The organism is Fulvivirga marina (genome assembly GCF_016775155.1).
Classification (GTDB): Bacteria; Bacteroidota; Bacteroidia; order Cytophagales; family Cyclobacteriaceae; genus Fulvivirga; species Fulvivirga marina.
The window spans coordinates 437,664-453,341 of sequence record NZ_JAEUGD010000042.1 but is presented as its reverse complement, the minus strand read 5'-3'; the positions used below and the strand labels follow the sequence as shown (position 1 = coordinate 453,341).

Below are 15,678 nucleotides of genomic sequence, written 5' to 3'. Positions count from 1 at the left end.
AACAAACAGGAGATGAATATAAGCGAAACCATCACAAAAATATTAGTAGACAAGTTAGGAATAGCTGAAACAGAAGTAACTCCGGATGCCAACTTCGTAAAAGATCTGGGTATAGATTCTCTGGATTATGCTGAATTGGTGATGGAATTCGAACAGACTTTTGATATCCGTATCCCTGACGAGGATGCAGAAAAGCTTCAGACCATCAATCAAGCTGTAAATTACATTGACAATAAAATGAAGGCTTAAACAGAGGTTTTGCCACTATTCCGGCAGGTTTCATGCCGGTATTTTATTTTATAATCAAATGGCAGTGTTACTTCAGCATTGTTGAGCCTTACCGAAACTACTGATGCTTCGAAATAAGTCATCAGAAACTAACTTGGTATCACGAGCAACAGTCAGTGCACCCCAAGGCATTAGTTCTTGCTTTTTCAAAAGCTTCTTTACCTTCCTTAAGTGCATACCAAGCTATACCAAGACTACCTAATGCATCAACATAAGGTACCCTGAAAATTTCATAGATTAAAGCAGACCCCAAGAGAATAAAAGATAGGTAGAAGCATGTTTTGGTACAATGAGCATCGGAAATGATAGGGGCAGAATTCAATTTCTCTCCAACTTTGATTTTTGCCTTATATAAGAAATACATAGTGGCAATAGAAAAAAGAGCAATGATAGCGCCGACTTTTGTGGTGTGAGGTTTAGCACCGACATAAATGTTTATCACCGCCCCAACAATTAATCCTAAAACCAACAAATAGAAGGCGCTGCCGGTAATTTTCAATGCTGCTCTTTCGAATTTATCCCTACTTTCTATCGAGTGACTTTTCATTCTCCATACCATATGAACAATACCAAGACCTGAAATCACCTCCACAAAACTATCTACACCAAAACCAAACAGGGCCAGTGTTTCATCTTCCGCTCCGTAAAATGTGGACAGGCCACCTTCTATGAGATTATAGAATATCGTAACAAGGCTTAATTTAAAAGCCCAATCAAGAAGTCTTTTATTAGTTTTGTTGCTACTCATATACCTTCTGTATTCTGCCCTCAATTTCGGTATCTCTCAGTACATTCAGGAATACTCAAGTATTACCGAACAGCTACCAGATCACCAACCTGCATATATCCTCTACAACACTTACCCCCCCCTATGGTATATTAAAAACGATAAACGGACGAGACTTAATGTCATCTTCGCTGTTGCAAGTATTAGAATTTGGAGAAATAAGTATCCTGCGCACCTTGACTGCACTTTTAATCCTGGAGGATAAAGCATCATACCTTAATATATACTGATGGTTTTGAAAAAATACCGAAAGAAACTAAAAAAATTATCCCCTAATATAAACCAACAAGTCAGTCTAACTACAAATGTAATATCCATTGATATAAATACCGCCATAACCATAAAAACAACCTCCGCAGTGAGAAAAGTGGGTCTAAATGTCATAAAACTCCGTTTCATTGGAAACCCCATCAACTGTAAATTCTCTTGAGGTGTTATCTGAGTAAGAAAGCAAATAGTTTATACCGAACGCTGATAATTATAAACATCCAGAAGCGCATCAATAATATTATCACACCTTCCAAAACAGTGATTTCTAAATATGCATTTTTGGACCCTTCCACTTTCTTGTTCAAATGCAATTCTGCCAAAAATTGTCAAGTCAGGAATATTAAAGAAATAAATCATTAATATTGTATACCCCATGCCGTCAGAATAAATACATTCGATTTTGAAAGTCTCATTACCTCCGGCAGGAGTAATTTTATTGAGAATGCCATTTAAGTGCTCAAACGATACCATGTCAGCTGAATTTGATGACTTTGCTCTATTGATTCACTTTTTTCAAGAAAACCTGCAGAGGGCCTGCATATGTAATTTACTGAAAATCAACAAAAAACAAAAGGACAGTTTTTATAAAAATGCCCTTCCCCTCTTTGCAACATGTCTATAGACTAACGTGTTATACTAGCAGAAGTACTATTAAGAGATGTAAGCACCACTATTTTCCTGTGGCTTTACAGTCTCATAAGCATTTCCAGTTTTACAACCTTGAAGAGATTTATCGGGTCTTATAGAATAGAAACCATTATGCTAAACTTAATTAATTATGAAACTAATTTTGTTATTTCTTATTTCAATTGGAAGTTTGTTTTCCTGTTCAACAGATAATAATATGGATTCCGAAAAACCAAACTCAGAAGCCGAACAAAAAATAAAAGAGTGGAGACTCGTTCAAATGTCAGGAAGCCTTAAAGGCTCCGAAACAACTGGAAACGATATGGCCTGGCAGGAAACTATTTCCCTAAAACCGGATGGAACCTTCTTAAAAACCCGTATACAGGATAATCAAACACAAAAAGCTACCGGGACATACCAGTATGTTAACCTTTCAGATGGAGAGTACCTGGAACTCACTCACAAAGTCCAGAGCGATCTTGTTGCAAGCTGTACTTCAGCCACCAAAGAATTACTTAGGGTAGACAACAAAAACAGACTTATAGGAACCTGGCAAATATGCGATGGTCCAGGGCTTGAGTATGAAAGTGCGGAAGACCTGCACTAGACTCACTAATTTTAAGAGCAGTTTCATGTACTAAATATGACTAGTATCAGCAATAAGAGTAGAAAAGCTCAAACAGCACACATATATTACATAAAACCACCCAGTGTTTATTGATACCAAATTGAATCCAATTGTCCCAGAATTGGATTTTTTTTCTTACCTTCCCATTTAAATCACTTCATTACGACCATTTAACGAGTTGGCACTCCTATTGCGAGGAGCTCCCGCCAAGAGTCAATGAGTCGCTCTGTATCGCCCCATTTTTTGTAAAACGTTCAGTTTGAACAGTAAAACTACATACTATAGTAAAATGGCACTATTCTATTTAAACCGAAAGGTTTACGCACTGCTTATCAGTGTTTTATTAGCTTTTTCAGCTGGCTGTGAACTTCAAGAAACCAATTTTATCCAACCAACCCCAATTGCCCTTGAAGCAACAGATATCACTTCTGCTAATTTCACAGCATCTTGGGAGCCTGTATTAGGCAGTGATATTTATTATATAGATGTCTCTCCTGACTCCGACTTCGCAAGCTTCGTTAGCGGATTCCAGTCCCTGGAAATACATAGCACATCCGTTATTGTCAACGGCCTATCTGTGGAAGAAACTTACTATTACCGGGTCAGGGCTAAGAAGGGTAATACCATCTCTGGTAACTCGAATATAATTTCAGTTGAAACAGGCTTGTTACCTGCTCCCGTTGCTCTGAATGCTTCTGACCAAAAAGTATTTGAGTTTGTAGCCAATTGGGATACAGTAGATGAAGCTGCCAGCTACCTGATAGAAGTAGCCTCAGACTCCGGCTTTACGAATATACTGAGCACCTACAACCGTAAGGAGGTTATAACAAACTCCATTTTAGTCGAAGATTTGGATTACAGACTAACGTATTACTATAGGGTATTGACCAAGCGCCTGAATAAAACCTCGGCATACTCTAACGTGGTCAGGGTTGATCCTTATATTACCAAAGACTGTAAACTCTCCCGGATTTTACAACCTTCAGGTTATGAAGTTGCTTTCGCTTATAACGGCGACGGACAAATTAGCACCATCAACTATGCATTTACAGGCTCTCCTGCCCTAGAAAGGTGGGACATACACTATGATGCCAATAACCGTTTGGATAGCGTAAAGTATTACTATGCCAACATTCTAACTGCCGAGCATAAGTTAAACTATTCCGATGGTGTTCTAGTCTCCATGGAAACATTCAAACCACTTTATTCATCCTCCGAGGTCAGTGAATTCATCTATAACAGCAACAGTCAGCTCACAGGATTCCGCAAGTATGATGTCCCTATTGGAAATGTCCTTATTTACGAGGATTACGAATTAGACGAGGATGGCAATGTTACAAGAGTGTTAAATTCAGACGGGCAACAAACAGGTGAATTCAAGTACGATATTAATTTCAACCCAAAAGTGCTAATTCCATTCGGAATTCGACAGTTCATTACTGATGACTTCAGCGGATTTTCCCACAGGCCATACCATGGTATTAGCAACCCGGTTTACGCTAAAGGAAACTTCATCCCTAGTGACCCTAGTTTTTTTGAAGAAGAGGTATTTATCTACGACATAAATGAAAGAGATGTTGCCTATCAAAGAAGGGGGTATTATGGACTTCAATACGAATTCACCGGGTGCAATTTTTAAATAAAGCAAAACTTTCTCTTATCATGAAAATCAAATATTTCACCTTAATACTGGTGCTATTAACAGGGTCTGCTTTTGCTCAAGACGAAGATGTAAAGACACCGACCGATGATATTTATAGATTCACTGTAGATCAGGATATACTTAACCTGGAGTTTGAAGGAGATGCCACAGTCCATATTTCTTCTGCCACTGGCAATAAGGAAGATATAAACCGTACACCCTATCAGGCATACGTAATTACCCGTGAGGAAATTGAAAACGCAGGTACTCTCACCATACCTGAAGCTTTACGGCTGGCTCCGGGCTTACTTGTCAGGCAAAAAACTAATGGCCTGTATGAAGTACACCTATTAGGCACAGATAATATTCCAGGACAAACAGGTCTTTTTCAGTACAAAAGCAGCATGGCGTTGGTAATGATTGACAACATGCCTGTAAATGATCACTTTACAGGAGGCATTTTTTGGGAAACTCTACCAATAACATTAGGTGATGTCGAAAAAATTGAAATAGTGGCAGGACCTTCCTCTGTGCTATTCGGACGTGATGCAGCCAATGGCTTTATTAATATTATCACTAGAAAACCGGAGAGCAACAGCCTCAGTGTAACTGCTAACATTCAGGGTGGTACACCACACACATTGGTCAACAATGCTGCGATAGGTTTCGGCATTAATGACAAAGTACTGGTTAGGTTGTCGGGAAAATATATCGACACCAGGAGATTTCAGGATGAATACTATGTGGCCAGCGAGAACAGGTACATTCCAGCCGACTCTTTACTCTTCTTCCAATCTAATGTAGAAGAAACCAACCTCTATGGTACTCTCGCCAGACAGGATATGGGTATAAATGCCTTTGTTCAGTATTCTCCCAATGACAACACAGACATCAATGTATCTATCTCCTCTCAGGACTCAGAAGCACAAAGTGTACATTATAGTTTTGAAGAACTGACCTTCACAAGACGTTCATCGTCTTCACAGTTTCTCAATTTAAATACCCGATGGAGCAACCTGCACTTTCAGGCGTCTTATATCACTGCTGATCAAAATCTCGCCGTGGGTTATCCCGGATACAGTTTTGAAGTAGACAAAATCAACACCAGGGTATTTTATAACCATTCAATGAAGGGGCTTACATTAACCCCCGGTTTAAGGTATCAGTCTTCAATGTTTGATGACTCAAAACAAACTTCGGATGACAATGCCTACCCTAACATCATTAATGGAAAAAAAGACCTGACATACTATGGGGGATTTCTTAAAACTAATGCATCATTTCTAGAGAAAAAATTGACATTGGATGGAGGCATAAGCTACGACCTTTACGATGACCAGTCCGTAGTAAGTTACCAGACAGCAGCAGCGTATACACCCATCAAAAAGGTGCTGGTAAGAGCTTCTTACGCAAAGGGAAACCAAGGTGAATTTGCCAATAATGCTTTCAACGAAAGTACAATAACAAATGCGGATGGCTCAGTTATAAGAAATATCATCAACAATGACCTTGACGTAGCTATATCTAAAAGTTACAGCCTTGGTACACGGATAAATGTTACTGATAAGATCATCTTAGGAGTTGATTATTTTCACGTTCAAAATTCTAATAGCCAAATACCGATAATCGCTGCTGTAAATAACGATACCATTAACAGCCAAATCGTTAACTCATCGGTAATATTGAAGAGGAATGGCATAACAGTAAACCTTACAGCAAAAATATCAGGAAAGCTCAAAGTTCATACGTTTGCAACGTTCCAGAGCACCCGCTTTGACAATGACACTACTGCCTCTGGCTCTGGCCTTTCCCCTAAATACTTTGGAGGAATAACCGCCAATTACAGGACCATGCTTGACAAACTAAATATTGCAGTCAGCCTCTATGCCTTTGGCCAACATGAAATGGTCGCTTTGAACGGAATTCGAAAAATACCCGCCAAGCTGCTCCCTGCGCTAAAGGTTTCATACAAAGTGTGGCAGGAAAACGCATTATTCATCAATGTGCGGAACCCCATCGGCTCTAAAAGCAAAGAGTTCATTTTTGCCGACGATATACCTGGGATATATCTCATCGGAGCAAAAATCAAATTTTAAAACCTCAAGATTTTCATAAAATGAACATAAAAATATTTCATCCTTTACTCCTCGGCCTTACCTCTTTACTGGCGGTAACGATACAATTTAATGCCATGGCTCAGGAAAATGAGGCTACAGATTCTGTAAAATCAGCACGATTACTTAATGAAGCTCAAGGTCTCCTTAAACAGAAGAGTTTTGACCTGGCAATTTCAACAGCCAGAAATGCCTATGAGCTCGCTAAAAAGGCATCTTACCTTACCGGGGAAGCAAACAGCAGTCAGGTATTAGGAAAAGCCTACACTGAGAAAAAAGAATACAATGAGGCTTTGAAATACTATTTTGTGGCTATTCAGGCTTTTGATCTACTAAATAACCCGCAAATGAATATCAATACGCTTATTGATATCGGGAGTTTATATCAAAACCAGGACGCCCACAACCAGGCCATAAGCTACTTTGAAAAGGCTTTTAAGAAAGCTCTTGAAATCAAAAGTAAACCACATCTGCGCATAGTATTATTAGAAAATATTGCCTACTCATATAAACAGTTGGAAGACTATCCTCATGCCATGTCGACAGAGACTAAGTTGCTATCTGAGTATGAGAGAACAGGGAACAAGGATAAAGTTATAGAAACGTACAAGGAACTTTCTTTACTAAGCGAGTTAAACAACCAGTATCGATCAGCCTTAAAATACAATACCAAGTTAGTAGAGGTTTATAAAAAGGAAAATGATCTGGTAGCGCTGTCATCAGCTTATAACAACATAGGTTTTATACATAAACGAACCGGCGATTTAAAAACATCACTGGACTACTTTAATATGGTAACAGAGCTGGTTAGCAAACAACCTGAAAACCTTAAGGAAAGTGACAAAGCCCTGCTACATATTAATGTTGGGGTAGCCTTCACCACCTTAAAGTCATACACCAGAGCCAAAGAAAACTATCAAATAGCTCTAAAGATCAGAGAAAAAGAAGAAAACCAGATAGAAATAGCCAACACAAAAAACTACCTGGCAGGTAATTACTATATCAGCGGAAATATTTCCCAGGCTTTAAAATCTGTTACTGATGCAATCGAACTAGCAGAGCCATTACAGGCTGAAGAAGTTTTACTAACAAGCTACAAGATCCTCCATATGATCTATACGATGGATAATAATACTGCTAAAGCTAAAAAGTATCTGGAACTGCATAAAAAGCTCGATGAAAAGCTTAAAGATCAAGAGAAGGAAAGAGAGCAGCTAATGCTCAAAAAGCAGCTGGAAATAGAAAGAAATGAGGAAGAGATTAAAACATTGCTTGCCGAAGAAGAAAGACAAGCAGTGGAAGACGAGCGGAAGGAAAATGAAATAAAACTTAAAGAAAAAGAGCTGGCTCTACTCAAACGTGATCAGGAACTCAGAGAAATTGAGTACAAAAACCAGTTGTTGGAAAAAGAGCGAACCGAGCAGGCTCTGGCTCTTGCACAACAGCAACTTGAAACTGAGAAAAAGAATAGAGAATTAATATCTCTGGAAAAAGAAAAGGAGCTTCAAAACCTTGAATTGAAAAGAAAAGCACTGGAAGATGAGAAACAGAAAAAGGCTATACAGCTTTTGGAAGCTGACAAAAAACTACAAAGCGAACAACTCAAGTATACCTATTGGATGTTTGGCTTATTTGCTCTGATTCTTGGAATAATTATTTTCAGCTTTGTTCAAAAACGAAAGGCCAACAAAATGCTTAAGGCCCAGCAGTTTGAAATCACAGAGAAGAACGAAGAGCTTCAACAAAACATGGAAGAACTTCAGGCCACTCAGGATGTATTGGAACAACAAAAAGGGCAACTGGAAGTACAAAACAGAAAGATTACCTTTAGTATTCAATATGCTCAACGCATACAGAGTTCTATACTTCCATCCAGCAGTATAAAGAGTAAACTATTCCCTGATAACTTCATCACTTATATGCCAAAGGACATTGTCTCCGGTGATTTCTATAGAATGGAAGAAGTTAATGGAAAAAAAATAGTCTCCATTGTTGACTGTACTGGCCATGGAGTACCCGGAGCACTTATGTCTGTAATAGGCAGTACAACCCTAAATGAAATAATAGATCAAAAAGGGGTAACCAACCCTGCCGAGGCTCTTAACCAATTACATGAGGGCATAAGGAGAAAACTGAGTCAGACAGAAACCCAAAACCATGATGGTATGGACCTGGGTATATGTGTAATCGAGCCTAATGGCAATGAAAAGGTAAAATTAACCTATGCGGGTGCAAAGCATACCCTATTCATTGTGAATGAAGGAGAACTACTAGAGATCGATGGAGATAGAAAATCAATAGGTGGAGCCAACACTACAGCCCAAAGGAACTTTACAAATAAGACATTGGAATTATCCAAAGGCGCAACACTTTACCTAACCACAGATGGGTATATCGATCAAAACAACCCTAACAGAAAGCGGTTTAACAAGAAAAGATTCAAATCACTTATTGAGGAAGTAAATCACCTAGACCTTCAATCCCAAAAACAAAAATTCGAAAATGCATTGGCTGATCATAAAAAAGATGCCGAGCAAAGGGATGATATCACTCTTATAGCCATAAGGGTTTGACGCAAATAAATTTTTTAAACTAGCTATAAATTAATATTAAATGGAAAATCAAAAATACGAGAACCTTGTCGATTTCTATAGTAGCATGAATCGGAACATAATAGTCTACTACAAGGGCCCATTTGATGAGATTATTTTATCTGAGATAGGCACAAAAATCAGGAAAAAGATTTTTGATCCTCCCAAAATAGGGCACAGGCTCTTTTCCGTTTTTATGGAACTTGCACAAAACATTTCCCTATACTCTGCCGAAAAAAATCAGTTAGAGTCTGGCTTGAAATGGGGTGTTGGTACAATAGCAGTTTATGAAACAAAAGAATCTTACATTTTGATTTCAGGGAATTTGGTTAAAAATGATGTACTGAAACAAATTGTAGAAAAATGTGAAGAAATAAACAATCTGGACCATGAGGGCCTGCGAGCCATGAAACGTGAGTACAGAAGCAGCGAAATAAAAGCCAACCACAAAGGGGGAAATATAGGCTTGATACAAGTTGCGTTAAAATCAGACCTGCCTTTGGAACTTGACATTAAAGAAGTAGACAAAGAGCACTCCTTTTTCACAATATCAGTAAATGTATTAAAACAGCAAACCTTATAAAATATGCAGAATTTAATTATTGAAGGAAGTAGAGACACGTACTTCACCCCGCATGTAAAATTAAATGCCGAGACAGGTATTTGTAGCATTACAGGTGAATCATACCTCGAAGAGCCGTTTGAGTTTTATGAAAAGATCTCGGCTTGGTTTTCTGATTTTTTCGCTGAAGGAAACAAAAGCCTTCAACTAGATCTAAAGTTGACTTACTTCAACACCAGTTCTTCAAGAGCTATTCTTGAAATGTTAAGAGTATTAAAAGGCCATGGGGACGAAGGAAAAGGAGTAACTGTAAACTGGCATTACCCTGACCCTGACGATGAGGAAGTATTAATGGAAGGTGAAGACTTTATGGAGGAAAGCGGCCTGGAAATTAATATGATCGAATATGAAATGGAAGAAGAAATGTAAACCATACAGATCAACTCCACGTTTACCCGCTGCTAGTCAATTGGCGTAGGGTTGATAATGCGACAATAATTTGGATTCACCCCTATTAAAAGGAGAGGCAAACCCAGTATTTTTTGCGGATATTAAAAATTCATGCGACTTACCGCACTATTTTAAAACTTAACTTATAACATGAACACTACCCTAAGTCAAAACTTATTCCTAGTAAAAGAACACGTTGGTATGTTTAAAGCAGCCAACAATTATGATATATACGACCCGGACACTCAGCAGATTATAATGAATTGCAGAGAAGAAAAATTAGGATTTTTCACAAAATTGCTACGATTTACGGATTATAAGAGAATGACTCCATTTCACGTAGAAATCAAAACTCCCACAGGTGATAAAGTTCTTACTGTAAAGCGTGGAGTCTCCTTCTTTGTCTCCACTGTTGAAGTATTTGATGAGAATGAGAAACTCATAGGAAAGTTTAAACAACAGTTTTTCTCAATTGGCGGTAAATTTAAAGTACTAGATGCTAAAGAGAACCATCTATGCACGCTCAAGGGCAAGTGGACCAGTTGGGATTTCAAATTTGTAAAAGATGATATTGAAATGGCTCATGTAAGCAAAAAATGGGCTGGACTTGGCAAGGAACTGTTTACTAGTGCGGACAATTATGTCCTTAAAATTGATGAAAAGATCCCCGGTGACAACCCGATAAGAATACTGATCATGGCAGCTGTAATGTGCATAGATATGGTATTAAAAGAGTAGAAACTTCATTTTAACTGCTCCATCCTTAAATGAACTAACTTTATGCAACTTATTTAAGGATAGGACAAACCTATTGAAAAAGCCATTTCTCATGCGAAATGGCCTTTTCAATTTAATTTGGGTTTAAGGAAAGAAACTACTTATTAATTAAACTCTTAGTTTGCAGCTATTGTCTCCTGAACCTTTCCACACTTCAACATCTTATCTCCAAAATACGGGTTTTTGATTTCCTCACTTGAACTCAACCAGAAAGCTCCAGAATTATCAAATGCCATAGGGCAGAATTGCTTATACAAAGTAACGCCCGTTTTCTTAGCTTTTGCTAAAACATAAACATTTTGCGACATCATATCAAAATGCTCTCTGATATGCTCCAATTCATCAGTATCTACTATATGTTGAGCATCTTCCTTAAGGCCTTTCACTGCAGTGGTGGTTTCAGTACCTTCAAGAGCTGCTAATATACTTGATGCAGCCTCTTTAGATTTATCAGCATCACTTTCTACCAGTGCATCTTTAAGCTGCAAATAAGATTCCGTAATACTCTTGGCCACCTTCTCTGAAAGATGCATAAAATCTTCGACCGTAATAATAACATCAGCAACTTCTTCACTTTTAGCACCTCCCTCATGATCATGGCTCTCCCCTTCCATTTCATGATCGTGAGCAACTTCCCCCTCTGTCACTTCAGATTCAGATGACTTATTGCCACACGCCATTACAAAAGACATTAATAGAGCCACAATTAAAAAATTAAAAATTCGAGTTTTCATCGTTTGTTATATATGTTTTGGGTTTAAAATTATTCAATCGTTTCAGTCACCTCTCCACACGTAAGCATCATATCACCATAGTATGGATTTCTTACCTCATTTACTTCACTCAACCAATCCGCCCCAAGGTCATTATTAGCCATTGGGCAATGTTGCACATAAACAGCCTCATCAAAAGGTCCGAAAGTATGAGCCGCATCCACCATAACTTCCGACAGGGAAATGAACGACTTACGGGCCTGATCAATATTACCAGCTGAAAGTATGCTATCTACAGCATTTTTCATAAGTTTCTCTAAATTCATCCAACTGTCATGTGCTTTGCCTTTAAAAGCTCCCATCGGTACCTGACCTAATTGTTTTTTAAAAGCACCCGCTGAGGCTATAGCCTCTTCTTTATCCGAAGCGACCAGAGCATCTTTAAGTTTATAATATTTCGTGATCAGTCCTTCTATATGTTTTTTGGACTGATCTGATACATGAACCTGCTTAGGTTTCTCAGTAGCTTTATGACCATGCCTCGTCACGTCTACCCCATCTTGAGGGTTCATCATACTGGGTTTTCCTGCTAACTGCGCTGCTGCATCAACGGTAAAAGTGCCATTGACCACTACATCGTCCCCAGAATTTAACCCAGCTTCAATTAGGTAAGAACTACCCAAGGAGGGGCCAAGTACCACCTCCCTAATCATAAAAGAAGGCGCTTCACGGTCTTTCTCCCTTACATAAACTACCGACCGCTCGCCGGTCCACATAACGGCGGACTTGGGCAGTGTGATCTGCCCACCCTCAGCAGACACTTTAGCAACAATGGTACCTGTAGCAAACATTTCCGGTTTTAACTTCTGATCCGGATTGGGTATCTCCACACGAATCTGTGCAACACGACTTTGCCGGTTAACCATAGGCTCGATAAAAGCTACTTTCCCTTCGAATTTTTGCCCTGGTAAGGAGGCAACAATAAAAGCTACCTTATCTCCAACAGCTATCCATGGAAGGTCACTCTCATAGGCATCAAACTCAACCCATACCTTGGAGAGATCTGCAATAATGTATAATGCCTCCCCTGTTTTCAGGTGATCACCCACATTTACTTTCTTTTCGAAGACCACACCTGACTGGTCTGCCAGAATATCTACTGTTTGTCTAATCTCTCCAGATTCTACTATATTTTTGATTTGACTTTCAGAAAGTTTAAAAGCTTTAAGCTTCTCAAAAGCGGCCTTATAAAGCGCTGGTTGCGACTCTTTAATATCCGCTGTCTGCAGTAACTCTCTTTGGGCTGCAATAAGTTCAGGAGAATAAATGCTGGCCAGCCTCTGTCCCCGCTTCACAAACTCACCGGTGGTATTTACAAAAAGCTGCTCAATCCTTCCTGCAACATGAGCAGTAAGCGTTTTCACCAACCGTTCATCGGGTACTACAGTACCATTTAATTGTAAGGATTTTTCAACAATACCTTCACCACCTCCAACCATTATGGTTTGGATTCCGGCTAACTTTACCGCCGTGCTGGTCATAGAAACAGCCATCGGGTTAATATTATCCCCGCCAGATTGTAATGGAATCAGGTCCATACCACAAATTGGGCATTTCCCAGGCTCATGCTGTCTGATCTGGGGGTGCATGGAGCATGTCCAAATGGTTTCGTCAGCATGGTCAGCTATACCGTGTTCAACACGGCCTCCTTCACTACCATTGTGCCAAAAAACATACCCCAGAAACAGCCCCATAGCCAAAGCTAATGAGGCTGTCACCCACTTATTCTCTAGAATCTTTTTCATTTTAGTTTTTCATATTATCAAGCCAGATTTATATCCTCATTGAGGTACACATCCTGAACTGTATTTAAAAGCTCGACTCCATCTTTGAATGGACGCTGAAATGCCTTTCTTCCCAGTATCAGTCCACTACCACCGGCTCTTTTGTTAATTACTGCTGTTCTTACTGCCTCCTGCATATCAGAAGCTCCCTTTGACTCACCTCCGGAATTAATAAGAGCTACCCTTCCTGCATAGCAATTAAGCACCTGATACCTGCAAAGGTCAATAGGATGCTCACTGGTTAGCTTGTCATACATGTCAGGGTGCGACTTACCAAATTTTATATTTTTATACCCGCCATTACTGGTTGGAAGTTTCTGTTTGATCACATCTGCCTGGATAGTCACCCCCAGGTGGTTCGCCTGACCGGTAAGATCTGCTGATGCATGATAATCAGTACCATTCTGTTTAAAATTTTCATTTCTGGTATAGCACCATAGCACAGTCGCCATACCCAAGTCATGTGCCTCTTCAAAGGCCTGAGCTACCTCCACTATCTGTCTGTTCGACTCCTCCGAGCCAAAATATATAGTAGCCCCAACAGCTACTGCCCCCAACTCCCAAGCCTGATGTACTGACCCAAACATGATCTGATCATACTTATTGGGGTAAGTGAGTAGTTCATTATGATTGATCTTCACCAAGAAAGGGATTTTATGCGCATATTTTCGAGACATCAGAGCAAGACCACCAAAAGTGCTTGCCACTGCATTACATCCAGCTTGAATAGCCAGTTTAACAATATTTTCAGGGTCAAAATAAATAGGGTTCGGCGCAAAAGCGCTGCCCGCCGAATGTTCTATGCCCTGATCAACAGGAAGAATGGATAAATAACCAGTATTTGCCAAACGGCCATGACCGTAAAGAGCAGCAAGGCTTCTCATCACCTGTGGAGAACGATTACTCATTGCAAAAATATCGTCGATCCGCCCAGGACCTGGAGTGTACAAAGAATCCTTGTCTACCGTTTTGCTAGTATGGTCAAGTAGTTTTGATGCATCATCACCAAGTAATGAGGCGATTTTGTCGATGGTTTGGTTAGCTGTCATCATAATTCTTTAATGTTTAAATTCCTTTAATAATTTAACATTTAAATCAGTGTCATGCCCAAATTGTTTTAGACTACTCTATGGTTTTTAAATAATGACCACTTCCTGCTACTTGATAGGTCAGATATTCAATTTCTGCGTATTTTATCAAGCACTCCTTATATGCTTTGTAGTAGCTTCTTTCAAACTGAATAAGTCTTTGCTGCTCTTCCAGTATTTGCTCAAAATCTTCCAAGTCATTGGTATAATCTGACAATGTCAGTTCCAAAGTACGTTCTGCAATTTCAAGCTGCTCTTTATAAAGTTTCATTTCACTCATAGCCGATTGCACTTCATACATAGCTAGATCCCATTGTGAAGTCAAAGAGTTTCTCACATTTTCCTTCTCAAACTGAAACTGCTCTTCCTTAAATTCTGCTTCCTTGACTGCTGCTTTATACTTTTTCCTCCGGAGGGGGATACTTATAGTTGCCATAGGCATCAAAACATCCTTCCCATCATCGGTCACAGACATATCCGTTCTTTTTCCTACCACTACATAATCAATCCCAGCTCCAATGGACGGATACGCACTTTTCTCTGCCACTCGCTTGCTTTTAATAGCTGAAGCTTTCTGAAGCTCATAAAATTTAATATTTGGATGGTTCATCAGGCTATCCCTCCTAACTATTGGCATACCTACCGGTAGCGATATTGAATCAGAAACCTCTACTCCCTTTCCATATGGCTCATTCCCTATAAGACGCAAGAATACACTCTCCAATGGAGCTATCCTGCTTTTTAGTATCTCTAAACTGGTGGTCACCTGCTTTTGCTCCAACTGAACTCTGAAAACACTGGAAAGACGGCCTTCGCTGGTACCAAATCGGGTTTGTGCCATTTTTTCATAAGTTTTAAGTATCTCCAGGTTTTCCTTTTCCAATGCAATGAGTTTGTGGGTTTCCCAAAGCTGATAATATTGAGTTCTCACTTGCTCAAACAGCTTCTCTCTCGCATCTATAAACTGGATATAACTTGCTTCTGCCTGCAAAGCAGCCACATTACCCCGCTCTCTCAGCGTACCAAACCATGGAAACATCTGGCTAAGGGAAAGCTTTGCTCGCTGCGGTCCTACCCTGGTTTCTACAGGACTAATGAAATACCCAAAAGATAAAGAGGGCTCCTGCAAGCTTTTAACCTGCGGAATCTTTTCCAACTCCGCTTCAAACTCTGCATATCGAGCCTTTAAGCCAGGATTGTTCTCCACGGCAACATTCAAATAACCCTCCAGTGGATCTTGCGCTAATGCTGGAATTGTCACGCATATGAAAGCAATATGTATCAAATAATTCCTCAT

General features: G+C 39.5%; 14 protein-coding genes. 8 read left to right on the top strand and 6 right to left on the bottom strand.

Annotation, left to right across the window (positions count from 1 at the left end; genetic code table 11):
• Positions 1 to 12: 12 nt before the first annotated feature.
• Complete coding sequence (locus JMN32_RS12615) at positions 13 to 249, top strand: acyl carrier protein (protein WP_202856685.1); 237 nt, start codon at positions 13 to 15, stop codon at positions 247 to 249.
• A gap of 139 nt (positions 250 to 388) precedes the next feature.
• On the opposite strand, the gene JMN32_RS12610 is transcribed toward JMN32_RS12615, so the two are convergent.
• Both JMN32_RS12610 and JMN32_RS12605 read right to left on the bottom strand, forming a co-directional pair.
• Complete coding sequence (locus JMN32_RS12610; protein ID WP_202856684.1) at positions 389 to 1,036, bottom strand: cation transporter; 648 nt, start codon at positions 1,034 to 1,036, stop codon at positions 389 to 391.
• 498 nt (positions 1,037 to 1,534) lie between these two features.
• Complete coding sequence (locus JMN32_RS12605; RefSeq protein ID WP_202856683.1) at positions 1,535 to 1,816, bottom strand: hypothetical protein; 282 nt, start codon at positions 1,814 to 1,816, stop codon at positions 1,535 to 1,537.
• Positions 1,817 to 2,123: 307 nt separating this feature from the next.
• On the opposite strand from JMN32_RS12605, the gene JMN32_RS12600 reads away from it, so the two are divergent.
• From JMN32_RS12600 to JMN32_RS12570, 7 genes are all read left to right on the top strand, one after another.
• Positions 2,124 to 2,579: a hypothetical protein gene (locus JMN32_RS12600; RefSeq protein ID WP_202856682.1), complete on the top strand. Its 456-nt coding sequence runs from the start codon at positions 2,124 to 2,126 to the stop codon at positions 2,577 to 2,579.
• 280 nt (positions 2,580 to 2,859) lie between these two features.
• Positions 2,860 to 4,239, top strand: a complete 1,380-nt coding sequence (locus JMN32_RS12595) for a fibronectin type III domain-containing protein (protein WP_202856681.1) — start codon at positions 2,860 to 2,862, stop codon at positions 4,237 to 4,239.
• 23 nt (positions 4,240 to 4,262) lie between these two features.
• A complete protein-coding gene (locus JMN32_RS12590) occupies positions 4,263 to 6,338 on the top strand; it encodes a TonB-dependent receptor plug domain-containing protein (RefSeq protein WP_202856680.1) in 2,076 nt (691 codons plus the stop codon).
• A 20-nt stretch (positions 6,339 to 6,358) separates the two neighbouring features.
• Positions 6,359 to 8,929 carry a SpoIIE family protein phosphatase gene (locus JMN32_RS12585; RefSeq protein ID WP_202856679.1) on the top strand — a complete coding sequence of 857 codons (2,571 nt, stop codon included), beginning with the start codon at positions 6,359 to 6,361 and terminating at the stop codon, positions 8,927 to 8,929.
• 40 nt (positions 8,930 to 8,969) lie between these two features.
• Positions 8,970 to 9,530 (top strand): SiaB family protein kinase, encoded by a 561-nt coding sequence (locus JMN32_RS12580; RefSeq protein WP_202856678.1) that lies wholly within the window; start codon positions 8,970 to 8,972, stop codon positions 9,528 to 9,530.
• A 3-nt stretch (positions 9,531 to 9,533) separates the two neighbouring features.
• Positions 9,534 to 9,938 carry a DUF1987 domain-containing protein gene (locus JMN32_RS12575; RefSeq protein WP_202856677.1) on the top strand — a complete coding sequence of 135 codons (405 nt, stop codon included), beginning with the start codon at positions 9,534 to 9,536 and terminating at the stop codon, positions 9,936 to 9,938.
• A gap of 171 nt (positions 9,939 to 10,109) precedes the next feature.
• Positions 10,110 to 10,697 carry a phospholipid scramblase-related protein gene (locus JMN32_RS12570; protein ID WP_202856676.1) on the top strand — a complete coding sequence of 196 codons (588 nt, stop codon included), beginning with the start codon at positions 10,110 to 10,112 and terminating at the stop codon, positions 10,695 to 10,697.
• A 155-nt stretch (positions 10,698 to 10,852) separates the two neighbouring features.
• On the opposite strand, the gene JMN32_RS12565 is transcribed toward JMN32_RS12570, so the two are convergent.
• The 4 genes from JMN32_RS12565 to JMN32_RS12550 form a co-directional block, all read right to left on the bottom strand.
• A complete protein-coding gene (locus tag JMN32_RS12565; RefSeq protein ID WP_202856675.1) occupies positions 10,853 to 11,470 on the bottom strand; it encodes a DUF3347 domain-containing protein in 618 nt (205 codons plus the stop codon).
• Between the two features lie 29 nt (positions 11,471 to 11,499).
• Positions 11,500 to 13,254: an efflux RND transporter periplasmic adaptor subunit gene (locus tag JMN32_RS12560; RefSeq protein WP_202856674.1), complete on the bottom strand. Its 1,755-nt coding sequence runs from the start codon at positions 13,252 to 13,254 to the stop codon at positions 11,500 to 11,502.
• A 17-nt stretch (positions 13,255 to 13,271) separates the two neighbouring features.
• Complete coding sequence (locus tag JMN32_RS12555) at positions 13,272 to 14,345, bottom strand: class I fructose-bisphosphate aldolase (protein ID WP_202856673.1); 1,074 nt, start codon at positions 14,343 to 14,345, stop codon at positions 13,272 to 13,274.
• 70 nt (positions 14,346 to 14,415) lie between these two features.
• A complete protein-coding gene (locus JMN32_RS12550) occupies positions 14,416 to 15,678 on the bottom strand; it encodes a TolC family protein (RefSeq protein WP_202856672.1) in 1,263 nt (420 codons plus the stop codon).